The sequence below is a fragment of the Chryseobacterium sp. GM_Chr_2 genome (assembly GCF_026540445.1).
In the GTDB taxonomy this organism is placed as follows: Bacteria; Bacteroidota; Bacteroidia; order Flavobacteriales; family Weeksellaceae; genus Chryseobacterium.
The window spans coordinates 364596-389743 of record NZ_JALNUD010000002.1 but is presented as its reverse complement, the minus strand read 5'-3'; the positions used below and the strand labels follow the sequence as shown (position 1 = coordinate 389743).

At 38.5% G+C, this 25148-nt stretch carries 16 protein-coding genes; 1 reads left to right on the top strand and 15 read right to left on the bottom strand.

Annotated elements, in window-relative coordinates:
* Positions 1-139 precede the first annotated feature (139 nt).
* The 7 genes from fsa to OXQ85_RS04990 form a co-directional block, all read right to left on the bottom strand.
* On the bottom strand, positions 140-793 hold the full coding sequence (gene fsa / locus OXQ85_RS05020; RefSeq protein ID WP_267402717.1) for a fructose-6-phosphate aldolase: 654 nt from the start codon (positions 791-793) through the stop codon (positions 140-142).
* A gap of 113 nt (positions 794-906) precedes the next feature.
* Positions 907-2937: an alpha-glucuronidase gene (locus OXQ85_RS05015; RefSeq protein ID WP_267402716.1), complete on the bottom strand. Its 2031-nt coding sequence runs from the start codon at positions 2935-2937 to the stop codon at positions 907-909.
* A 217-nt stretch (positions 2938-3154) separates the two neighbouring features.
* Positions 3155-4129 (bottom strand): glycoside hydrolase family 43 protein, encoded by a 975-nt coding sequence (locus OXQ85_RS05010; RefSeq protein ID WP_267402715.1) that lies wholly within the window; start codon positions 4127-4129, stop codon positions 3155-3157.
* Between the two features lie 151 nt (positions 4130-4280).
* The gene (locus OXQ85_RS05005; protein WP_267402714.1) at positions 4281-5402 is read right to left on the bottom strand and encodes an endo-1,4-beta-xylanase; all 1122 of its coding nucleotides are present in this window, start codon (positions 5400-5402) and stop codon (positions 4281-4283) included.
* Between the two features lie 292 nt (positions 5403-5694).
* Positions 5695-7149 (bottom strand): MFS transporter, encoded by a 1455-nt coding sequence (locus tag OXQ85_RS05000; protein WP_267402713.1) that lies wholly within the window; start codon positions 7147-7149, stop codon positions 5695-5697.
* Between the two features lie 218 nt (positions 7150-7367).
* Positions 7368-9278 carry a sialate O-acetylesterase gene (locus tag OXQ85_RS04995; RefSeq protein WP_267402712.1) on the bottom strand — a complete coding sequence of 637 codons (1911 nt, stop codon included), beginning with the start codon at positions 9276-9278 and terminating at the stop codon, positions 7368-7370.
* An 8-nt stretch (positions 9279-9286) separates the two neighbouring features.
* The gene (locus OXQ85_RS04990; RefSeq protein ID WP_267402711.1) at positions 9287-11656 is read right to left on the bottom strand and encodes a glycoside hydrolase family 127 protein; all 2370 of its coding nucleotides are present in this window, start codon (positions 11654-11656) and stop codon (positions 9287-9289) included.
* 540 nt (positions 11657-12196) lie between these two features.
* On the opposite strand from OXQ85_RS04990, the gene OXQ85_RS04985 reads away from it, so the two are divergent.
* Positions 12197-12883 (top strand): NUDIX domain-containing protein, encoded by a 687-nt coding sequence (locus OXQ85_RS04985; RefSeq protein ID WP_267402710.1) that lies wholly within the window; start codon positions 12197-12199, stop codon positions 12881-12883.
* A gap of 2 nt (positions 12884-12885) precedes the next feature.
* Here the strand turns inward: OXQ85_RS04985 and OXQ85_RS04980 are convergent, their stop codons facing one another.
* The 8 genes from OXQ85_RS04980 to OXQ85_RS04945 form a co-directional block, all read right to left on the bottom strand.
* On the bottom strand, positions 12886-14796 hold the full coding sequence (locus tag OXQ85_RS04980; RefSeq protein WP_267402709.1) for a DUF294 nucleotidyltransferase-like domain-containing protein: 1911 nt from the start codon (positions 14794-14796) through the stop codon (positions 12886-12888).
* 2 nt (positions 14797-14798) lie between these two features.
* A complete protein-coding gene (locus OXQ85_RS04975; protein WP_267402708.1) occupies positions 14799-15443 on the bottom strand; it encodes a 3'-5' exonuclease in 645 nt (214 codons plus the stop codon).
* Between the two features lie 70 nt (positions 15444-15513).
* Complete coding sequence (locus OXQ85_RS04970; protein WP_267402707.1) at positions 15514-17241, bottom strand: sodium/solute symporter; 1728 nt, start codon at positions 17239-17241, stop codon at positions 15514-15516.
* Positions 17242-17244: 3 nt separating this feature from the next.
* A complete protein-coding gene (locus OXQ85_RS04965; protein ID WP_267402706.1) occupies positions 17245-18306 on the bottom strand; it encodes an aldose epimerase family protein in 1062 nt (353 codons plus the stop codon).
* 119 nt (positions 18307-18425) lie between these two features.
* Entirely contained in the window at positions 18426-19922 is a 1497-nt protein-coding gene (araA, locus tag OXQ85_RS04960) for an L-arabinose isomerase (protein WP_267402705.1), read from the bottom strand.
* A gap of 171 nt (positions 19923-20093) precedes the next feature.
* Positions 20094-20792, bottom strand: a complete 699-nt coding sequence (locus tag OXQ85_RS04955; protein WP_267402704.1) for an L-ribulose-5-phosphate 4-epimerase — start codon at positions 20790-20792, stop codon at positions 20094-20096.
* A 420-nt stretch (positions 20793-21212) separates the two neighbouring features.
* A complete protein-coding gene (locus OXQ85_RS04950) occupies positions 21213-22910 on the bottom strand; it encodes a ribulokinase (RefSeq protein WP_267402703.1) in 1698 nt (565 codons plus the stop codon).
* 217 nt (positions 22911-23127) lie between these two features.
* On the bottom strand, positions 23128-25110 hold the full coding sequence (locus OXQ85_RS04945) for an alpha-L-arabinofuranosidase C-terminal domain-containing protein (protein ID WP_267402702.1): 1983 nt from the start codon (positions 25108-25110) through the stop codon (positions 23128-23130).
* Between the last annotated feature and the right edge of the window lie 38 nt (positions 25111-25148).

Here is a 25148-nt window from a genome sequence, read left to right as displayed (position 1 = left end):
ATAACGATATTTTTTTTATTTATTAATTGTTCAAATACATTATTATCTTCCAATTTGGTCATCAAATTCTTTAAATTAACAGCAACCTGAAATATATTGCTTTTTGATCTAATACTTAAATTTGATGATTTTATTTAGATTACTGCATTTTCTGTGAATCTTTAATGAACTGCTCCAAGCCGGAATCCGTTAAAGGATGCTTCAGCAACGACAAAATCGGAGGCAAAGGACAAGTCACGACATCGGCACCAATTTTTGCACAGTTGATGATGTGCATCGAATGGCGAACAGATGCTGCCAAAATCTCGGTTTCATATCCATAATTATCGAAAATGGTTCTGATTTCCTGGATTAAATGAAGACCATCGGTGGAAATATCATCCAGTCTTCCTAAGAATGGAGAAATGTAAGTTGCTCCTGCTTTTGCTGCTAAAAGTGCTTGCCCTGCTGAGAAAATTAATGTACAATTGGTACGGATTCCTTTTTGTGAAAAATATTTGATCGCCTTGATTCCGTCTTTGATGATGGGAACTTTTACCACTATATTCGGATGAATAGCTGCCAATTCCTCGCCTTCTTTGATCATTTCTTCATAGGTTGTGGAAAGGACTTCTGCCGAAATATCGCCGTCTACAATTTCGCAAATATCTTTGTAATGTTGCAAAATAACTTCTTTCCCGCTGATTCCTTCTTTTGCCATCAGGGATGGATTGGTTGTAACGCCATCAAGAATTCCAAGATCCTGAGCTTCTCTTATCTGATTAAGATTGGCAGTGTCAATAAAAAATTTCATAGATTATATTGTTAATTTTATTTAAGTGTTAGAATTAAACTTAATTGATTAAAAAAACAACTTCCTGTCTTAAAAGATTCAGAAAGTTATTTGTTTAAGTTTAAATGGATTGATTAATTGTGATGTCCCATATTGAGCTTGATTTTTTTTAAATCTTCCAGCTTGTGAACAGGTTTTTCGATATCAGACGGAATTGGTCTTTTGGAAAAGGTCTGAAAATACAACAGACACGCATCTTTCCACCAAACGGCATCTTCAGCCTGAATTTTTAATTTATCCTGAACCTCTGAAAATCTCTCCGCATCCACGTAAGTTTTTACCGATTCCCAGGCTTTTTGATAAGCTCTGACACCCTGAACTCCCGAATCATATTTATAGCACAACTCATCCCAAAGGGTTTTTCCGTCTTTCATCTTGTAATCCCAAGGAACATGATGGAACCAGAGAATCAGGTTTTCAGGAGTTGTCTTGATGTTACCGTAAACTTCATTCAATGGCGGAAAATATTGTGAAACGGCATTGCTTCCCGTTTTTGTTCTATCGAATCCGATTCCTTCTGCATTGGCCTGATGGTAATACACCGGTGACCAGTCGGGTCTTCCGCCTTTATAATCGCCCCACGGTTCCGGACCGTAATGGTGTCCGCCGGCAAAAATGTGGTGAAGACCAAGCGGCATCATATAATCTACTGCAGTTTCGCGTGAAGTAAGCATCATTTCTTTGACCGGATTTACGAAGTTTTTATCATCCGTAAAAGTCATTTTAAGCCATTCATCTGCAATCTGTTCCGAGGTTAAATCGTGATTCCAGGCTAAACGTCCGAAAGCGTACCAATTAGCCTGTGCAAAGTGATGTCCCGTCCAGTCTTGATCTTCTCCTATATTGGCAACAGCGGAAATAGCCGTCAGTTTTGCAGGTCTTAATGTTCCATCTGTAATTTTAGCAATCGTAGAACCTTTCCCATCCGAAAAAGTATCGCTGTCTAAAGTTTCTTTGAATAACGGCGCAAGATAAACCAAATGATTAGCCTGTCCCAAGTATTCCTGAGTAATTTGAAATTCGACCATTTCTGAAGTTTTTCTCATCGCTCCGAATAGTGGATTGAATGCTTCTCTAGGTTGAAAATCTATGGGTCCGTTTTTAATCTGAATAATGACATTATCTCTGAATTTTCCGTCTAATGGAACAAATTCCAGATGTGCCTGTTTCGCACGGTCTTCTTTGCTCGGACTGTATACAAATGCTCTCCACATCACGATTCCGCCATAAGGTTTCAAAACATCTGCCATCATATTGGCTCCGTCTGCGTGCGTTCTTCCGTAATCCTGCGGTCCGGGCTGTCCTTCGGAATTGGCTTTCACCAAAAATCCTCCGAAATCAGGAATTAATTTATAAATTTCCGCCGCTTTATCTTTCCACCATTTCTGAATATCCTGATTCAACGGGTCTGAATTCTGTAATCCACCTAAAACTTTTGGTGAAGAAAAATTGACGGACAGATACACTTTGATTCCGTAAGGTCTGAAAATATCGGCTAAAACTTTGACTTTTTTAAGATAATCTTCACGAAGCATATTTGGTGAAGCATTCACATTATTCAATACTGTTGCATTGATTCCGATGGATGCGTTGGCCCTTGCATACTCTTCGTATCTCGGCGAAATTTTATTGGGTAAGTCTTCCCACTTCCAAAGCGAATGACCAGCATAACCCCGTTCAATGGTTCCGTCAAGATTATCCCAATGGTTAAGAATTCTTACGTCGTAGGAAGATTTTTCTTCAAGCTTTAGATTAGAAAAATTGGCTTTCTGCTGCTGTAAATTCAAGAGATGATAGCTTCCGTACAGCAATCCTAAATCCGTTTTTGCCAAAACGCTGATTTTTTTTGGAGTAGAAACGATTTTGTATCCGTCTTTAAAATTTTCCGGAAATCTGTCAATTTTTAAATCAACTGCTTGTCCTGCCCAATGTTGGTTCAGTTCCTTTTTGGCGATTTCAATGGTAGGACTTTTACTGTTTGAATTTACAATATTTCTTGGCTTTGGATTGACCGGATATCTCAGCCATAGCTGACTTCCGTCTTCAGCAAAAGCCATTAACGGAAGGATTAGAAACAGTAATATGTAATGTCGGAAATGTTGCATTCTTAATGTTTAAAATTATTTAAGTTTTGGCTAAAGCCAAATTAAATTGCATATTATCTTTCAAACGGGCTAAAGCCCATTCCTATTGATATTGGAACCCTTTCGGATTCGGTTTTTTATCGTTAATATTCCATAGGTTTCACCTACGGCTACTTTTGTTGAACCCTTCGGGTTCCCTTTAATGAAAACAATTTAAGCATAAAAACAAACTAAAGATTTACTTATTGTCTTCCAAGCCTTCAATCGTTTTAATTTTACCGTCGTTATCGTATTCAATTTCGACAACCTTCATACTTCTCAGCCACGTTCTTCCGCCACTCGGAACCGAATCGTGGAAAAACAGATACCATTTTTCTTTAAATTCTACAATGCTGTGATGCGTGGTCCAACCCACAACAGGCGTTAATATTTCACCTTGGAAAGTGAATGGTCCGTAAGGATTATCACCTGTTGCATAACAAATCAAATGCGTGTCTCCTGTGGAATACGAAAAGTAATATTTGCCCTTGTATTTGTGCATCCAGGATGCTTCGAAAAAACGATGCTTATCGCCGTGAACTAGAGGATTTCCGTTTTCGTCCAAAATCACGACATCTTTCGGTTCTTCGCCAAATTCCAGCATATCATTACTTAAAGCTACGACTTTTGATGAAATGGCGGGCTCATTATCGTTAGGAAGAATGGCAGATTCTAAGGCCTTGTTATTTCTGTAACGTTGCAATTGCCCGCCCCAAATTCCACCGAAATACATATAATGTTTTCCGTTATCCTCAAAAAGACAAGGGTCGATGCTGTAACTTCCCATCATCGGATGTTTTTCCGGAACGAACGGACCATAAGGTTTATCGCTCACCGCAACCCCGATTCTGAAAATATCATTTTTGTCCTTCAGTGGAAAATACATATAATATTTGCCATTTTTGAAAGCCACATCACAATCCCACAACTGTCTCCCCGACCAAGGAATATCTTTTACCGAAAGAACAACGCCGTGGTCCGTAACTTCGCCATTTTCCACGTCATCAAGGGAGAAAACGTGGTAATCGTTCATATCGAAATGGTCGCCGTTGTCATTTTCTTCGATTCCGCTTTCGCGGTCGTGGGATGGATAAATATAAAGTTTTCCTTCAAAAACGTGTACGGAAGGGTCTGCCATATAATCTTTCGGGAAAAGGTATTTTGCTTTGTTCATTTTATAGTTTAGATATTTAGATAATAGATTTTGAGTTAAATTTCTCGCAGATTTTTCAGATTTCGCAGATTATTTAAAATAAAATCTGCTTAATTCGCTAAATCTGCGAGAAAAATATTTATTTTAATTTTTGAAATCTTAAAAGCTTATTTTATTTTTCTTTTGTTAATCCAATGATTTTCTCAACGACAGGTTTTGCCTGGTAATTTCTGTCGAATGGCAGCGGATAATCGGTTCTGCCTTTTACAGGGAAATCATTTTTCCAGGATTGGGCATCGGTTACTCCCCACAATGTCACTCGTCTGATTTTATCCTGATGTTTCAGGAACAGTCTGAAGAAATCCAGATAACGGTTTTCCCATTCTGTCGTTACATTTTCGGGTAATCCTTTCGTGTAAGGATTCATTTTTGCTTCGTACTCTACTTTGTCGGAAACGTTGGCAGAAGTTCCCCACGGTGAAGGCAGTGCGCTGATTTCCATTTCGGTAACATTGATTTTTACGCCTGCTGCAGCATAATCAACGATTGCTTTTTCGTATTCTTCCAGTTTTGGATTGTCCAATCCAACGTGGGTCTGCATTCCGACTCCATCGATTCTGATTCCTCTGGATTTTAGATTTTTAACAATTTTGGTAACGGTTTTTACTTTTTCCGGAAACCATTCGTTGTAATCGTTGTAATAAAGTTCGGCATTCGGGTCAGCTTCCTGCGCATATTGGAAGGCGAGCGGAATAAATTCTTCGCCAAGAATTTCGTAAAATTTGCTTTTACGGTACGTTCCGTCTTCCATAATCGCTTCATTCACCACATCCCAACCTTTTACACGGCCTTTGTATCTGCCGACCAACGTTGAAATATGACTTTTCATTCTCTGTTTCAGAACTTCGGGAGAAACATCTTTTCCTTCTTTGTCCACGAAAAACCATCTTGGTAATTGTGAATGCCAAATCAAGGTATGACCGATGATGAACATTTTGTTTTTTTCTCCGAATTCCACGAATTTATCGGCATCATCAAAGAAGAATTTTCCTTCCTGAGGCTGGATAAACATTGATTTCATACAGTTTTCCGCAACAATGGAACTGAATTGTTTCTTGATGATTTCATCCGACTTCACATCAGTACCGTCAATTTGCGGAAGGCTCATTGCGGTTCCGATGTAGAATTTATTTTTGTAGGCATCTTTCAGGGAATCTTTTGAGGATGCTGAACTTACTGTTTTGCAGGAAACGGTTAAGGCTAAAATTCCTAATAATGCGGCTATTTTTTTCATTGTTAATTTTTTTATTAATTATCCTGAAACTTTAACAGGTCGCCTCTACGAGGCTTGATGAATATTGATATTTTTAGCTATTAACAGTTCGCTCCTACGGAGCTTTTGCTATTTTTATTTTCTTTATTAAAATTCTAAATCTATAGAATGACCATATTGTCTTTAAGGGTAAAATTTGTTTTTATGCTGAATCTCGCAGCCCGGCTTGAACGGAGCTCTTTTTGTGGAGCAAAGCGGAACAAAAAAGCGGGAGTGGAAGACGGATTAAGCTGCCAAAATAATCAAACCTATATTAATCTTCTTTTTTTCTTCTTTCTTTGAGTTCCTGTTCGATTTGGGTCTCCATTTTTTTGTTGATTTCGTAGAACATCAATAATCCACACGCCGCAAAGAACGGAATGGCCGGAAAAATACTGACCAGCATCTGAGCGCCATTTGAAACGGATTCCGGCTGGATAACGTTTTCGGTTCCTTCGGATGAAATGTAGCCGTAATGCCCGATAATGGAAGAAACCAATGAACTTCCGATGCTTAATCCCACCTTTAATCCTACCATCATTGCGGAAAAAATAATTGCTGTGGCGCGTCTGTTATTTTTCCACTCGGAATAGTCGGCTACATCGGCAATCATTGCCCAAAGCAATGGTGTGCTGATTCCGTAGAAAAAGCCGTGCAGAATCTGGGAAAGGAACATTAATCCTACCGATTTTGGCGGATAAAAGATGAATGCAACGATAAATAAAGTTGAAATAAACAGGGAAGCGATGAACGCATCTTTTTTCCCGTATTTATCGGCAAATCTTTTTGAGAAGGTAATCCCAACAATCATCATAATGATTCCGCCGGCATTGAAGAGCCCGAAACCAGCTGAACGAGGGTCCTCACCGAAGAAATTCATCCCGATGGAGCTGAAAAATGCGGTAATCGGCGAAATAAAATTTTTCAAAGAAGTTTCATCGACGTAATTGTTGAAATAATAAACGTACGAACCGCCTTTCATTGCCAAAGTAATGAAAATCAAAGCTGTAACCACCAACATTATGATCCAAGGCTTGTTTTTCTTTAAGTCTTTTAAATCAGCTCCCAAAGAGGACTCTTGCTCCGGTTTTGGAATGACTCTTTCTTTGGTAGTGAAAAATGTAATGAGCAACATAATCGTTCCGATAATGGCTAACCACGTCATTACAATTTCGATTCCGGCTGCTTTGTCTCCTTGCCCGACAGATAAAATTATCGGCAACATAAATACCTGAACGAAAAACTGTGCAAACATCACCGCGACGAAACGGTATGAAGAAATACTGTTTCGCTCGCCCATATCACCTGTAATCACGCCGCTCAATGCCGCGTAAGGTAAATTATTAGTGGCGTATAAGAGTAATAAAATTGTGTAAGTTACTGCTGCATAAACCATTTTCCCCTGGTACGAAAAATTGGGTGTGCTGAATGCAAAAAGTGCCGCTGCACCCAACGGAACGGCAGAAAATAAAATCCACGGACGGAATTTTCCCCATTTGGTTCGGGTTCTGTCTGCCAAAGCGCCGACCAGCGGATTGAACCCGAAACCTGCAATAAGTCCGACAATCAAAGTAATGATAGACGCATCTTCCGGCTTTAATCCGTAGATATCGGTGTAAAAATAAGCTAAGTAAGTCACCAAAGTCTGGAAAACCAGATTGGCCGCTAAATCTCCCAAACTGTAGCCGATTTTTTCAACGACAGATATTTTCTGAGATGGATTGTTCATATAGTTTATGGTTGTTTTTTATTGAGATAAATAGATAATAGACTGATAGATGAAAGATTTTTTAAACATTAAGAATTTAAGAGACTTAATTTTTCTTAAATAAAATTGACTTGTTAATTTCTTAAAATTTTTACTTATTATTAAATTTCTTAAATCCTTAATGTTTAAATAAATAGAAATAAACAAGTTTATTTTAATTAAAGAATTTAAGCCTTGAGTTATTCCGTTGTGAAAGGCGATGCGGGAAGTCCGGTTTTGTTTTTCAGGTTTCCATCGGGATTGTCTGCCCAGTCGTAACGGACTGCAACAGGATTTGTCACCGAATCATTCCAAACCACAATTGTTTTACCTTCGATTTTTGCTTTTGCCCAAGCCCATTTTCCTTCGGCATTTTTGATGGCGAAACCTTTTAATTCGGAAACTGGCGCAAAATCATCGGTTCCTTTTTTGAAAGTAAGAACAATTTTATTTCCGTCAACTTTTATTGATTGATAAACCGGTCCGTCTGCAACGATGTTTTTTCCGTAAGCCAATTTCATCGCCTGTAAAGCCAACCTGTCTCCTACTGTTTTTTTATCGAGCGGATGAATGTCATTCCATTCTCCGATGTCGATGATTACTGCAAGTCCGGCATTCGGAACTTGTAGTGACACTTTACGCTGCTGGTCTCTGAGTTCCGCCCAATTGCTTTCTATCGGCTGTGCTTTTGACTCCATAAAATTGGCTAACTGAACTGTGATGAACGGCATTTCCTTGTTATTGAATTTGTTTCTCCAGTCTGTAATCATCGTGGTTAATAAATCGCCGTATTCTTTTGGTTTTCCAGTGTTGCTTTCGCCCTGATACCAGATTGCGCCCGTGATATTATAATTAATTAAAGGATTGATCATCGCGTTGTACAATCCCGTCGGTTTCCAACGTATAAAGGTTTGTCCGGGAGCCATTCTGTCGACTTTTACCCCGATTTTATATTTCCATTCGGATTTTAAATCTATTTTTTGTCCGTCGATTTCAAGGTAATACGGTTTGTCTGCAATGAACTGTCCTTTTCCGTTTCCGTTGGAAACTCTCACAGCAATGACGTTTTTGCCTTCTTTTAAAACTCCTGCTGGAACGTCGTACCAACGTGGCGGATATTCATAGGTTACATTTCCTACTTTTGTTCCGTTGATATAGGTTACATCGGCATCTTTAATTCTTCCAAGATTTAAAAATGCTGATTTTCCTGCTTGACTTTTCGTTAAAGTAATTTCTTTTCTGAACCAAACAGAACCTTCAAAAGAACCTTCTTTATCTTCCCAAGAACCGGGAATCTGCATCGTTTTCCAGTCGGAATCATTTAAATCAAATTTTTCCCAGTGTTGATTGAGTCCAATATCGCGTTGGTCTAATTCCGCATACCAAGCCTTGCTAAGCGCCTGTTCTGAAGATTCTGTAGATTTTATTAAATCATCGTTCTGCCATTTTTTTGCTTCTTCCAGATATTCAGGATATTTTTTCAAAGAATTTTCATCCATCCAAGCCTGAATTGGAGAACCTCCTAAACTGGAGTGAATAATTCCTACAGGAACTTTATTTTTTTCACTTAAATCTTTAGCAAAAAAATAAGCAACACCAGAGAAATTCAGAATGGTTTGAGGATTTGTAGCTTCCCATTTCCCACCGTCCAGTTCGGTCTGTGGCGATTTGAAATTATATTTCTGAGGAACCGTAAAAAACCTGATATTCTGATTGTTAGCATTTTTGATTTCATTTGAATAAAGCGGCGTAAGTCTGCGCATCGGCAATTCCATATTCGATTGTCCTGAAGCCAGCCAAACATCGCCAATCAAAATATCTTTAAGAGTAATTTCGTTGATGGTCATTGTGTATGGACCGCCTGCTTTTTGCTCCGGAAGCACGATTTTCCAGTTACCGTTTTGGTCTGCAGTGGTTTTGTAGCTTTTGTTGAGGAATTTCACTTCTACTTTTTCATTGGCATCGGCTTTTCCCCAAATGTTCAATTTCTGGTTGCGCTGTAATACCATTCCGTCTGAAACCAATGCAGGAAGCTTGATTTTAGCTTCAACACAAAGACTGCAAATCAATAGGAATAAGCCCAGAATTTTAGTAAAAATATTATTTGACATATTAGTTTTTATTTTGGCAATTCGTTCAGTAACCTCACTTCAATAATTTTTGGAGTCAGAGATTTTTCGCCTGAAATAAATTTTACGGTGAGCGTTTCTTTATTCTTTTCTGAATCGGGAATAGGGATTAACAATGTTTGTGGTGAGCTTCCCATTTTTCCTTCAAAATCTTTTGAAAATGTTTTAATTCCGTTGATTTCAGCATTCAATGTACGATTGTTATTGGCATCGAAATACAAAAGGTAAAGATATTTTGCATTTTTATCCTTATTTCTCATCTGATAGCTGAACCAGCCTTTAGCATCGCGAAAATGACGGTCTTCCATATAACCATCGTAAGCATCTTTGCTGTCAAAAAAGTGGTCGGACTCCGGCTGTTGCTCGCCTAACTGAATTTTATCTGTTGTAATATTGTCCAGTTTTCGGACAACTTCTTCTTCCTGAGCTTTTTTCTGCTGAATGATTTCGATTTTATCCTGAGTTGCCTGAGGAAAATAGATGATATATCGTTCTTCCTGAACCTGATAAAACGGAACAAGTTCTAACCCGTTGCTGAATTTATTCTGAGGATAAAGTCCATTAATTTTAAATGTCAAATCTTTTTCACTAACAGGTTGAAGATGATCCAAAACAGTTGTCGAAGATCCTAAAATCGTCGGAATATCATTCAGCGGAATCTGTGGTCCGTGCGCAATATGTCCGCCGCGGCTGTCATCGGCAAATAATCCCTGCTGATTTTCTTTTCCATATTTGGCTGCCAAAACGATGGGTCCATATCTGAACGCATAATAATCGGAATTATCCGGAAGCTGTTCCGCAGAAAGATGCATCGGCATTTTCATCTCGATGACATCGCCTTTTTTCCATTTTCTGTTGATATTGATATAACCTTCGGAATCGACAGGAATATTGATATTTTTTGAATTAACGGAAACACTTATCTGTGAAGCATTCGTCCATTCCGGAGTTCTTAATTTTAAATTGATTTCGGATTTTGGAGCAAGGTCAAAAATTAATTTTGTTGAAGGTGTTTGTGGGAAATTATTTTCCTGTCTCAGAATCAACTTCTTCTCTGACCATTTTAAAACAGACGGAATAAACAAATTGACATACAAATCGTTATCAGAATGTGCATAAATCATTTCGCCATACTTCGCGTGGTTTTCCATTCCCGAACCGACGCAGCACCAGAAACTGGTTTCCGGCTGCGAATAGACCCTGTAATGGCCGGGACGCATCGGCGTGAAGTATACCAAACCGCCTTTGTCAGGATTTTGCGTGGAAAGAATATGATTGTACAAGGCTCTTTCGTAATAATCCAGGTAAGATGATTTTGGATGGGTCGCGAAAAGTTCTTTGGTCAACTTCAGCATATTGTACGTATTGCAGGTTTCGGGACCTTCAATGCTTTTAATCATTCCACTGAAATCGGTTGTTGGATTAAAATGTTCACTCACACTGTTTCCACCGATAATTGCAGAACGTTTTTGCGTAACATTAGTCCAGAAAAAATCTGCAGCACTGCTCCACTCTTTGTTATGTTCCAAATCTGCAATTCTTTTGAAGCCAATCACTTTTGGAATCTGTGTATTGGCGTGAATTCCTGTTAGTTTATCTTCGTGAATCAGCAAAGGATTTAAGATTGCCAAATGGGAAAACCGATGGGCAAGCTTTAAGTATTTTTCATTTTTTGTAATGTCGTAAACATCAGCAAAAACTTCGTTCAGTCCGCCGTGTTCGCTTCTCAGCATCTCCTGAATCTGATTATCGGAAAGTCCGGAAACTTCATCCGCCATCCAATCGGTAAGCTTGATGAGCATCTTTTTTGCCTTTTCGCTGTCTGCATACCAATAGGCATCTCGTAAACCCGAATATATTTTGTGAATATTATATAATGGAACCCAACGGTCATTCAATCCGAAAGCCGATGCGCGGATATTGCCATCCGAGATTTCTTTCCAGATTTTTTTGCCATTCGGAACACCCGAAAGATAGCCGCTTTCTGAAAGATTCTGGCAACGTTCCAGCTCATCAATCATATAATCGAGTCGCTGCTTTACTTTGGCATCGCCTGTAGAAGCGTACATCAAAGCCAACGCTGAAATATAATGACCGCCGATATGACCATCCAATCCCGTATTTTCCCAGTTGGGATAATTAGGTTTTTTAGGAGTAATTCCAGACTCTTTTAAATATGGAGCCAACAAACGGTCGGCATCCATCGACATGATATAATTTTTATCTGTCTGCATCGCCCTACTGAAAATGCTTTCCGATAGAGCGACCTTATTCAGAGGAAAATAAGTGATGTTTTTTTTCACCTGCCCGAAAGCAAGTGTTCCCAAACTTAAAAATACTATCAGCGATTTTCGACTCATTAATAAATGTTATTTCAACATTTCTAAAATAAAAGAAAGAATCTATATGGCAAAGAATTTTGCAGTATATAAGGATAAAATCAAAAAAATTGTTATTTTAAAGTCAAAGAAAAAACATACAAAAACCAAAGGCTTATCATAAATAATAAGATTATTAAAAATCACGAAAATCAGATATATAGCTTGAAATTACTTATAATCAATATCAATCAAGAACTTAGAAATGATATTATTTTAAATTCACTGAAAGGGTTATCGTATTTTTTAAGCTAAGCCTTTGCAAATAATTAAAACAAATCTGAAATATGAGAATTAATAATTTTAACATATCTTTAACATTAAATTCACTCATTTTTAATCTTGTTTATGAATAAAATTTAATGAATTCAGCTCATTATTACTCCCAAAATATTAGCTTAAAAACAAAATTTTAAAAATTAAATTAATAATTAAGAAAAATAAAGTGTAAAAAAAACATTTATATGCTATCCGTCATGTAATCAACCAATAAAAACTTTAACTTTGTAAAAAATATAATAGATGACTCAGGACTATTCTCAATATCCACGACATTTGGTAGCTGTTGACTGTATAATTTTCGGTTTTGACGGTGAGAATCTTAAGATTCTTTTGGTACAAAGAAATTTTGAGCCCAAGATGGGAGAATGGTCTCTGATGGGAGGTTTTATTGATGATAAAGAGAGCTCTTATCAGGCTGCCAGTCGCGTTCTGAATACATTAACAGGGTTAGAAAATATTTATCTTGAGCAACTTAATGCTTATACAGAAATAGATCGTGAGCCTACTGCCAGAATTATGTCGATTTCATATTATACATTAATTAACATCGAAAAAGATATTCAAATTAATGAAAAATATAGTGCTAAATGGTTTGACTTGAAAGACCGTCCAGATTTGATATTCGATCACAATGATATGGTAAAAGATGCTGTTCTGAGATTAAGGAGAAGAGCAACGACAAGACCAATCGGTTTTGAATTACTGACGGAGAAATTCACGATGAAGGATCTGCAGAATCTTTATGAGGCCATTTTTGACGAAAAATATGACAAAAGAAACTTCACAAGCAAAATCAACGCGCTGGATGTTTTGGTAAAAACTACCGAAAAAGATATGAGCTCATCTAAAAAAGGTTCTTTTCTTTACACTTTTGATGAAGAAAAATACAATAAAAAAATTGCTGAAGGGTTTATGTTCAGGATTTAAACTTAAAAACTTCCTGTAAATTTCACTTTGATTCCCAGCTGGAAATTGGCAATGGTTTTAAAGATTTCGATTAAAGTGACACGCTCTATTTTGGTAAGTTTACTGATTTCAATATAGTTATCAGGATGCTTTTTATCAATATTAATCTGATTAGCCTGATTTTTTAGCCGAAGTGCCATCAGATAATAGTAAGACTGATGCATTTCATTGTATTGCTGCTGTGTGAAAACTCCTATTTCCGTCAGTTTTTTCATTCGTTCGCCGGTATTCTCTATTTCCAACTGGTTTTTCAACGCATACACACGGAGCAAATCTACAATTGGTGACATCGCAGTCTTAATATCAAAAACTTCTGATTTTCCAATGGTCTGGGTTTTAATTCTTTTCAGAAAAGTCAAAGGCGGTTCGTACTGTAAAGCATTTTTGGCAATATGAGCAAAAAACAGCTGATTGGGTGAAGCTAATTTTTCCTTGATATAGTTCTTCAGATCTTTCACAATACTTTCTTCACCATAAATAAAACGGAAATCGAAAAAAGTGGAAAGCTTCATTGCGGTTTCCGGCACCGATTCTTCGATCCATTGGTTGTAATTTCTTTTCCAGTGAGAAAGAGAATGGGTCCATTTGGGATTGCTTGCCATAAAATTTCCTTTGCAGTATTCAAATCCAATGGTATTGAGATCATCCGAAACTTTTTTGGCAAAATCCAGAAAATATTCCCTTACCATTTCGCGGTGTTCATTGGCTTTATCTTCATAGATAATTCCGTTGTCCTGGTCTGTGCTTAGAGTCTGTTCTTTCCGGCCTTCGCTTCCGGTCACGATAAACGCAAATTTTGCAGGAGGTTTTCCTATCTGCGTGATAACTTTTTCTATTACTTTTACTGTTATTGTATCAGCAATTGTTGTGATGACCTGACTGGCAATCTCCCCGTGCACTCCCCTTCCCAATAATTGAGTAATAATATCCGGGACCTGCTTCCATTTTTCCTTAAGTTCTTCTACACTTTCAGCCTGCTTTACCGATTGGATAAAAACAAGCGGACTCTGTCCCTGCTCGCTCAACAGGCGGTTTCTGCTCAGAAAACCTACATACTCGCCATTATCTTTTACGAGAAGATATCTTGATTTGGTTTTAAACATCATCAGAACCGCTTCATAAAGATAGGCGTCGCTGGAAATACTTACAATGGGATTATCCATCACCTCTGAAATTGCAATTCTGGAATCAAGGCAGTGGGCGATAACATTATCTCGCAAGGTAATATCTGTCGCATAGCCGATAATTTCCTCACTTGCTGATTTTTTCACAAAGATGCAGCTTACTTTATGAGTGGCCATCATTTGAGCCGCCTCAAAAACAGGAGTATTTTCTTCGCAGGAAACAATACTTTTATAGGTAATTCCTTTTATTTTTCTTGAGTAAAACTGTTCAGCCGCAAAATAGCTTTCTTCAAACGTTGCAGGCGTTTTCACAAAATGAGAAAATTCCTCATCCAGCATTTTTTTGCCAAAATCTGATGTAAAATAGTGGAAAAAGTCTTCGTAGGCGTTACATAGCTCGTAGAATTCCTTTTTCGGTAAAGTATAAACAACAGTTCCCTTTTTGGCAATCGCCGATTTCAATGCACGTACTCTGTTCAGAACCACAGATATTCCCCCAAAACAATAAGGCGAATGGTGTATCGAAATACATCTCTTATTTTCCGCTGCATCGAAAAAAAATGTTTCGTATTCTCCGGATTCAATAATGTCTACCCCTCTCATTTCCGTCACTTCCTGGCGATAGACCAATGTATCTTTGGAAAACTCGGTTCTTGTGAACGTTTCTGAGATTTCTGCAAGAACGGTTTGGGGTAAAAGATGAAAAGGTTCTGTTATTTTTAAAAGTGAAATAATTTTTTCCTGCATCATAGTTATTTCATTTTATGGGTTAAAAACTTTAAACCGGATTCGATTTTCTGATGAATATTCTGAAAGTCGGTTTCTGAAACCTCTCCGCGTTTCCGGATTTCAAAAAAACATTTTGCAGTTATTTCTGCATCGATCATCGCATTGTGGAGATGTTCCATTTTTTCATTAAAAAGAAACTCGTAAAGCTGAGGCAGTTTAAAATAATCAGCTTCCGGATTGACAACATACTCTTTACTTTTAAGCATTGTGCAGTAGAAATGACTCTGCAGAAAAGGATTTTCCAGGTTTGCCCTGTAAAAATCGGCGCTCAGTGTGTGAATATCAAACTCTGTAAAATGTCCCGTAATCAAGGGTTGAAATTCTTTTATATCTGTTGAAAGTTTTTCTAAAACCAAAGTTCTTTCCTGTCCGTTTTCAACTAAAAATTCTTTGGTAATACCGTGGATTTTCAATGACTTCGAGCTGATTTTCAAATCCTCATTAAAAATATAAAAATTTTCACGTTTAACTTCCTGGGCATTTTCGTCATAAATAACCCAGGCCACCTGAACTGCGGAAGGCCAGTTATCTTTTTCAGAATAAGGCAGGCTCCATCGTTTCGGAATTCCTGTAGTTTCGGTATCGATGAAAAGAAAATAGGTTTTCAAAATACAATCAAAATTATAAAAAATAAAAAAGGATGCCTCAAATGACATCCTTTTTATAATACCTTAAAATTTACCAAAATCTCACGTAAAGTGCAGTTAGTAAAAGTAATGTTACAACAATTAAAACCAATGTTCTGTTATCTACTTTGAACATTGATGCATCGATGGCAAATGCTTTCGGGTTCACTTTCGGTCCTGCAAGACTGATAAGAATCATCACAACAATCGTGAAAAAGAATGACCAACCCATATTAATCAAAAACGGAATTTCGGTAATCGTATGAACTACGCCATTTTCCAGTTTTTCATAAGTGAAAGCTGTGTATAACCAGGTTTCTTTTCCGAAAATTTCCACAGCAAAACTGTTGAAGAAAATTGCCAGAACGAATCCTAAAATTACGCCGACCAAAGCTGCAGTTCCGGTTGTTCTTTTCCAGAACATTCCTAAAAGGAACATCGCAAAAACACCCGGACTGATAAATCCTGTATATTTCTGAATAAAGGTAAATCCACCTTCACCACCGATTCCCAAAGCATCGGTCCAAGTGAAAGCCAAAGCAACGAACATTGCTATAATAATTGCCCATCTTCCGGTTCTCACCATCTGGATTTCCGTTGCATCAGCCTTCAAATATTTTTTATAAATGTCTAATGTAAAAATCGTTGAGATACTGTTGACTTTCCCTGCCAAAGAAGCAACAATTGCCGCCGTCAAAGCCGCTACAGCAAGACCTTTCAGACCAACCGGTAAAAATCCTAATATTGCAGAATATGCTCCGTCTTTCACTCCGTTAAAGCCATGTAAGTGACCTTTTGTATACAAAACGTAAGCTGCAATTCCTGGAAGCATAACGATAATTGGCATAAATAATTTCAGGAATCCAGCGAATAAAATTCCGGTTCTCGCCGTTTTCAAATCTGCTCCTAAAGCTCTTTGTGTGATGTACTGGTTACAACCCCAATAATTTAAGTTAACAATCCACTGTCCTGCAAAATACATTGCCAATCCCGGAAGGACAACATATTTCTGAACATCAAGATTTTCAGGCATTGCTAAAGTTGTCGTTGTTTTAACCGGTTTTTCAAGCATTAATTTGAAATGTTGCGGAGCTTCGTTCATCAAGGTTTGGAAACCCGTCAAAGCATTTCCTACAGCCGCTCCGTTGATTCTCTGGTCGACAATCTGAAGCGCCATATAAACTGTTGCAAAACCTCCGATAATCAAAACCGCCACCTGAATTACGTCAGTGTAGCCGATTACTTTCATTCCGCCAAGACCGATTAGCAAAGCCATTAGAAGCAGTCCAATCATGATGACATGCAGATTATCTCCTCCAAGTAAAGTATCAATCGCTAAAGCTCCTAAATAAAGAATGGAAGTCAGGTTGACAATCACATATAAAAACAGCCAGAATACCGCCATAATCAGGGAAACCGATTTATTATAACGGGTTTCCAGGAATTGTGGCATCGTATAAATTTTATTTTTAAGATAAATCGGAATGAACCAAATCGCAATGATAATCAGTGCCAATGCCGCAATCCATTCGTAAGCTGCTACTGCAACACCCACGAAAAATCCTTCACCAGACATTCCGATGAACTGTTCCGCTGAAATATTGGAAGCAATTAGACTTGCTCCAATCGCCCACCAAGTCAGTGAACCTTCCGCAAGGAAATAATCTTTACTGCCAGTTGCTGCAGATTTTTTTCTGTTATAAATCCAGATTCCGTAACCGGCTACCACCACAAAATAAATCAGAAATATGATGATATCAATAGTTGCTAAATTTCCCATACTTTATTGTTTAACTGAGAATTTGTAAATTGTTTTCGACTGGTATTTCTGTCCCGGCTTCAACTCCGTAGAAGGGAAAGAAGCCTGGTTTGGAGAATCCGGAAAATGCTGGGTTTCCAAGCAAAAACCCGTTCTGAATTCATTTTTCCCGCCCGTTTTGGTATCAAATTTTCCATCCAAAAAGTTTCCTGAATAGAACTGAACGCCCGGTTCATCAGTCAAAACTTCCATTATTCTACCCGATTCAGGATGATAAACTTTGGCAATGCTTCTCAATCCGCTTCCGTTCAGAATCCAGTTGTGGTCGTAGCCTTTTCCTTTTTTAAGCTGGTCGTCATCAGCATTGATATCTTTTCCAATTGCTTTTGAAACTGTGAAATCGAATGCACTTCCCTTCACCGCTTTTTGCTCACCTGTAGGAATCAGAGTTTCATTAACTGTTGTAAATTTATCCGCATTAATCTGCAATTCGTGGTCAAGAATAGTTTTTGAGAAATTTCCTGAAAGATTGAAATACGAATGTTGAGTTAAATTCACAACAGTCGGTTTATCGGTCTCCGCTTCGTAAGAAATTTCCAAAGCATTATCATCTGTCAAAGTATACAAAACGGTTGTGGTTAATTTTCCTGGATAGCCTTCTTCACCGTCTGCGCTTGTGTAAGTCAGTTTCAAAGTTGGGAATTTGGCATCTTTCACTGGTTCAATATTCCAGAATTTGGTATGAAATCCTTCTTTTCCACCGTGAAGACTGTTCGGACCGTCATTTTTGTCGATGTCATAGGTTTTACCTTCCAAAGTGAATTTGGCATTAGCAATCCTGTTTCCGTAACGGCCAATTAATGCTCCAAAATAATATGGATTTCCGTTGAAATAATCTTCAGGCTTGGTAAATCCTAAAACGACATCTTCATATTTCCCGTTTTTATCGGGAGCGGTAAGTGAAGTAATAATTCCACCAAAGTTAATAACTTCCAGCTTCATCCCGTTTTTGTTGGTCAAAGTATATTTTTTGATGGAATCGCCTTTTGACGTGACTCCGTAATCTGAAACCTGTATGTTTTCCATTGTTTCCGGTTGAGTTTTTGATTGATTTTTTTTTTTATTGCACCCGAAAATACATAAAACGGCAAAAAGAATTATCAGGTTGATACTTGTTTTTCTCATTTTTTAGAAGTTTTGCAAGTTTAACGATAATATATTTCATTCCAGCGAAGTGTGTTCTTAAAATCACGGATTTTTGTATCTTCATCAATAACAAGCGATTCGATACCTGCAATCTCTGCAAAATCTTCTAATTGTTCTACGCTGATGATCTCACTGTAACACGTGTGATGCGCTCCACCTGCCAAAATCCAGGCTTCAGCCGCCGTGTACAAGTCAGGAAGCGGTTTCCAAAGAACTCTAGCAACAGGAAGTTTTGGCAATTCTTCGGTGATTTCTAATGCTCTCGTTTTGTTAATTAACAGTCTGAAATGATTTCCAAAATCCATCAAAGCTGCATTTAAAGAATCAATATTTCCTCTTGAATTAAACACCAGACGAACCGGGTCAGCTTTTCCGCCAATTCCCAATGGATGAATTTCACAAGAAGGTTTGTCAATCGCCAAAACAGGGTCAACTTCCAACATATGCGAACCTAAAATCGAAGGATTGGAAGGATTTAAATGATACGTATAATCTTCCATAAAGGCATTTCCGCCTTCAAGGCCTTGTCCCATCGTTTTCATTGCACGAACCAAAGCGGCAGTTTTCCAATCGCCTTCTCCGGCAAATCCGTAACCTTTTTCCATCAATCTCTGAACGGCAATTCCAGGCAATTGTTCCAAGCCGTGAAGATCTTCGAAAGTATCTGAAAAACCTTTAAAATTTCCGTCTTTCAGGAATTTTTCCAAACCTAATTCAATTCTTGCGGCAACTTCCAGAGATTTTCTGTTTGAACCTCCGGAAAGAAGGGATTCTGCCATTTTGTATGAAGCTTCATATTCTTCAATTAAGGTTTTGATTTCGCCATCGCCAATCGAATTGACAACGCTTACCAAATCCCCGATTCCCCAAGTGTTTACCGAAAATCCAAATTTGGTTTCCGCTTCCACTTTATCGCCATCCGTAACGGCTACAAATCTCATATTGTCACCAAAACGGGCGAACTTCGCACCTTGCCAATCATCCCAACCTGCGGCAACTCTACTCCATTCTCCAATTTGTTTCTGAACTCTTTCTTCAGCCCAATGTCCTACGACTACTTTTCTGTTTTTGCGCAGACGGCTCACCATAAATCCGAATTCACGGTCGCCGTGCGCAGCCTGATTCAGGTTCATAAAGTCCATATCCATCGTAGACCAAGGAATATCCTGGTTGAATTGCGTATGAAGATGCAACATTGGTTTTTGCAAAGCGGTCAGTCCACGAATCCACATTTTTGCGGGTGAAAACGTGTGCATCCAGGTTACGATTCCGATGCAGTCTTTTGCAAAGTTGGCAGCTGTAAGTGTTTCAAAGATTTCTTCTGTTGTTTTTACGGTTGGCTTTAAAACAACTTTTACAGGAATCTGTGATGAAGCATTGAATGCCTCCACGATTTTCGCTGAATGTTCCGCAACCTGCGCTAATGTTTCAGGGCCGTATAAATGCTGGCTTCCGGTGATGAACCAGATTTCTTTTGTATTGAGAGGTGTTAACATATTTTATAAATGATGATTTATGATTGATAATTGATTTTTATTTTTTTCCATAGGTTTTACCTACGGCTACTGATATTGAATCCTTCGGATTCTAATGTTTTTCATTAAACCTCATAGGTTTTAAAACCTATGAGGTTTATAGTATTAAAAGCAGCATCAGGTTTAAGCTAATTACTGTCCGTAATAGGCATTTTTGCCGTGTTTTCGTTCATAATGTTTTTTGATTAATGAATCTTTTAAGCGTGGCGCGTTTGGATTAATTTGCCTTGTGAGATAAGCCATCTCGGCGATAGTTTCGAGAACTTTGCTATTGTAAACGGCTTTTTCAGCATTTTTTCCCCAGGTGAACGGTCCGTGATTTCCGATGAGTACCATTTCCACTTCTTCGTAAGACAAGTTCTTTTCTTTAAAGCAATCCAGAATCTGGATTCCGGTGTTGTATTCGTAATTGCCCTCGATTAAATCATTGTGCATCGGCGGTGCGCAAGGAATATCTGAGGTTAAATGGTCTGCGTGCGTCGTTCCAAAAATTGGAATATCCAGTTGCGCCTGTGCCCAAGCTACGGAATAGATGGCGTGTGTATGTGAGATTCCCCCGATGTTTTCCCAGTTTTTGTAGAGATAAGCGTGGGTTTTGGTATCGGAAGATGGTCTTAAATTTCCTTCAACGACATTGGCATCGTAATCTAAAATCACGATGTCTTCCGGTTTTAGTAATTCGTAAGGAACACCGCTCGGCTTGATGGCAAATATTCCTTTGTCACGGTCGACGGCGCTCACGTTCCCGAATGTGTAAACGACCAGCTTTAATGCATCGAGCTGCATATTAGCTTCGTAACATTCTCGTTTTAATTCTTTATAGATGCTCATTTATTTAATTTTTAAACTTTCGTTTGTCATTCCGTAGGAATCTCTACAAAGCTTGCTTAGATTCCTACGGAATGACAAACGTCCTGGTTATAATCTTCTCCTATTTGACGCTGAATCTGCAGCACGGCTTGAGCGGAGCTCTTTTTGTGTAGCATAGCGGAACAAAAAAGCGGGAGCCCTTCGACAAGCTCAGGATAAACTACAGACGGATTAAGCTGCCATAATAATTTTAGTTGATGGTTATTGGTTTTTCACTTAATGTAAATATTTAACAGGTCGCCTTACGAGGCTCTCTTTGTGATGATAATATTTACATATTTGCTATTAACAGGGCGCTCCTACGGAGCTTTGTTTTTTTCATCACCGTTCTGGCTACTAACAGGCGCTCCTACGGAGCTTTTCTGCTTTAACTTCTATCAACTATAAACTGTCAACCGTCAACTTTTTCTTTGATTTGATATTATTTTCTGTGAAATCTGCGAGAACCTGATACTGTTTCATAAATTCTGCATATTTTTCTACTTTTTCCACTTGTGGGAAATATTCTGCTTCGAAATCGGAGCCCATTTTCTGGCTGGCTTCCTGAACAGTCGGGTAAATTCCAGCCGCAACAGCCGCATAAATGGCTGCACCCAAAGCCGGAGCCTGGTCTGATTCCGCCACTACAATCGGCATATTAAGAACGTTGGCCAACGTCTGCATAATGAACGGTGATTTTCTGGCAACGCCACCAATTCCTATCACTTTTTCGATTTTTACGCCTTCTTCTTCGAAACGGTCGACTATTTTTTGGGCTCCAAAGCAAATGGCATTCACCAAAGCTTTGAAAATATGCGGTGCTTTTGTTCCCAAGGAAAGGTTGCTAATCGCCATTTTCAGTTCCTGATTGGCATCTGGCGTTCTTCGTCCGTTGATCCAATCCAAGGCAACCGGAACAACCTCCGAAAGTGGAATTTTTTCCGCTTCCAAAGTGAGATTGCGAATAAGATTGTTCTCTATTTCTTCTTTCAGCAATTGCTTTTGATTTTCATCAATGACATTGGAATTCATCAGAATATTGTGTGTAGGCCAGGTCAGAATGTCTTTGTACCAAGCCAGAACGTCACCAAATGCAGATTGCCCCGCTTCCAATCCCATCAATCCCGGAATGACGGAACCATCGACCTGTCCGCAGATTCCTTTAACTGTTTTGTCGCCGATGATTTCGTTGGGAGCCACCATAATATCGCAGGTTGACGTTCCCATAATTCTGATTAGTGTATTCTCCTCTACTTTTGCTCCCACCGCTCCGGAATGAGCGTCGAAAGTTCCGACAGCAATTACCGTATTCGTTGTTAAGCCTAATTTTGTCGCCCATTCTTCATTCAGATTGCCGGCAATTTCATCGGACGTGTAGGTTTTATCGTACAGCCTATCACGAAGTTCTGCCAGTGAAGAATCCAGCTGACCGAGAAACTCTTTGGAGGGAAGTCCGTCCCACGATTCGTGCCACATTGCTTTGTGACCGGCTGCGCAACGGCTTCTTTTAAAAGACGCTAAATCCGCATTGTCGGAAAGTAAAAATGTAAGGTAATCGCAATGTTCCATCCAGCTGTATGCTGCGTTTTTCACGGATTCATCTTCTCTGTTGATATGAAGAATTTTTGCCCAGAACCATTCAGAAGAATAGATTCCGCCTTCAAATTTTGTATAATCTTCACCACCCCAGTTTCTTGCCAGATGATTGATTTCTTCGGCTTCGTTGATGGATGTATGGTCTTTCCATAGCACCATCATTGCATTAGGATTTTCTGAAAATTCAGGCAAAAGTGATAAGGCAATTCCATCCTTATTCACGGGAAGCGGTGACGAACCTGTCGTATCAATACAAATGCTGGCGATATTTTCCGGCGCAACGCCACTTTCTTTGACAACGGTTGAAATGGTTTTTTCCAAACCTTCGATGTGGTCGAGCGGATGCTGACGAAATTGATTTTCTTCCGGCTTGCAGAATTTTCCTTCTTTCCATCTTGGGTAATAGCTTACAGAAGTTGCCAGTTCTGCCCCATTTTCCGTATCAATCAAAACGGCCCGAACAGAATCTGTTCCGTAGTCTAAGCCGATAACGTACTTTTTCATTAACAAAAGTGATTTATTTGATTATTTTTTTAGCTCTCTTCAAAATAACAAATGCAATGGATTACATTCGTCAAAGATTTAACAATAAGTTTTAATTAATCTTAAAGAAATCTCAACTTTTCTGTTTTAGAGATAAAACAAATATAACATTCTATTTTAAATAAATGTAATATTTACACTTAATTTTAATTTTTCCTTTGTTAATGTTGGTTTGAAGCTATTTAATTTTCAAAATAACTAAAGAAGTTGCCGGAATTTCAACAGAAATCTTTCCTTTTTTAATGGTCTGCGTTTCTTCTTTTGGTGTAATGGTTTCTGATTGGAAATTATTTTCATCGGAAAGACCTGCGGAAGTCAGTACAATTTTGGTGAGCTGACTGCCTATTTTGATGTTTTTTGGATTGATTTCAACTGAAGTCTCCTGAGAACTCGAATTAACAATTTTAATGATGATTTCTTCTTTTTTAAGATCACGAACTGCCGATGCATAAATATTATTCTCACCTTTCAATGGTTTTCCGTTTTCGGAGATTTTTATTAAATCCGTTCCTTTATTGTTGGAGAATAATTTCTGAACATAATAATTGGGAGTGGCGTAAGATTTTAAATTATTGAACCAAATTAAATCCGGCGTCCATTGCCAACCGTCTGCGTGGGCGAAAAGCGGTGCGTAGGAAGTCATTGTCACGACATCTGCGTTGCGTTCCAGTCCGGTCATAAAAGCGGCTTCTGAAAGTGCGGTCAACCAGTTATTCTTATTGTCAGGTTTTACAACGCCAACCGATTGTGCGGCATATTCTCCGGCAAAAACTCTTGGTCCTCTTCTATCGTATTTATCATATCTGTCAGCATTTTTTAAGAACCATTCAGGAGAATTGTAGTAATGTTCATCCACAATCTGTGCATTGAGTTTTTTAAGCTCTTTCCAACCGTAATCGAAAAATTCGCCATCGGGAGACGGTCCGCTTCCGGAAATGATTTTGATATCGGGATATTTGGTGTGAATCGCTTTTTCAAAAACTTTGTAGCGTTCAATATAATCCGCTCCCCATTGTTCATTTCCAACGCCTATGAATTTCATATTAAAGGTTTTCGGATGTCCCATTTCTGTACGAATTTTTCCCCATTTCGTGTTGGAATCACCATTTGCAAATTCAATCAAATCCAAAGCATCCTGAACGTAAGGGTCTAAATCTTCCATTTTTACAAGTTCAGCTGTGTTAAATTGGCAAGCCATTCCGCAGCTGAGAATCGGAAGCGGTTCTGCGCCTAAATCTTCCGCCAACTGGAAATATTCGAAAAAACCAAGACCGAAAGACTGCCAATAATCGGGAGTGAGACGGTGGGCAAATCCATTGTTCCATTTATTGATAAGATTTTCGCGGTCTTCTACTTTACCAATTGTTTTTTTCCATTGATAACGTTCTGCCAAAGTTCTTCCTTCGACAATACAGCCGCCCGGAAAACGTAAAAATCCCGGCTGTAAATAATATAATTTTTGAACCAAATCTTTTCTCAAACCGCCTTTTCTGCCTTTCCAGGTGTCTTGAGGAAACAGTGAAATCATATCCATATTCACAACACCTTTTCCGGTAAAAGTGATTTGAAGTTTCGCTTTTTCAACGGTTTTGGAAGGTACAAAAACAGCATTATATTTTTGCCAGCCTCCACCTTTTATGATTGTAGAAACTGAAGAAATCACTGTTCCATTTTCATCAATCAGACTTGTATTAATGGCAGAAATATTGTCTGATACATTTTCCAGATTGAAGCTGAAATCATATTTCTCACCTTGATGCAAACCAATTCCCCTGAAACCTTCGTTTTCCAGCACATAATTTTTATCATTCCAAACCGTGATTCTTGCGTAGTTTTTATTGGATTTGGATTTGTCGGTTATAATTGTCAAAAAACCGGAATCCAAGTTTGGAGAAAGCGTTTTTGTATTGGGTTGTTTCCAGCCTGTCAAAGGTTCGTCGAACTCGAAGCTGCGGTTTTTAATCAGTTCAGCATATAATCCGCCGTCTGCCGCAAAATTGATGTCCTCGAAGAAAATCCCGTACATCGTTGGCTGGATTTTGATGTTGGTGGAAGTTCCGTCCAAATCGAGGAAATGGGTTTTAATAGTTTTATTTTGAGCTGAAAAGAAGGCTACGCTTAAAAAAAATGCGGTGGTTAATATTTTGGATTTTGCTTTCATTGATTGGTTTTTATCGCAGAGACACTTCGACTGCGCTC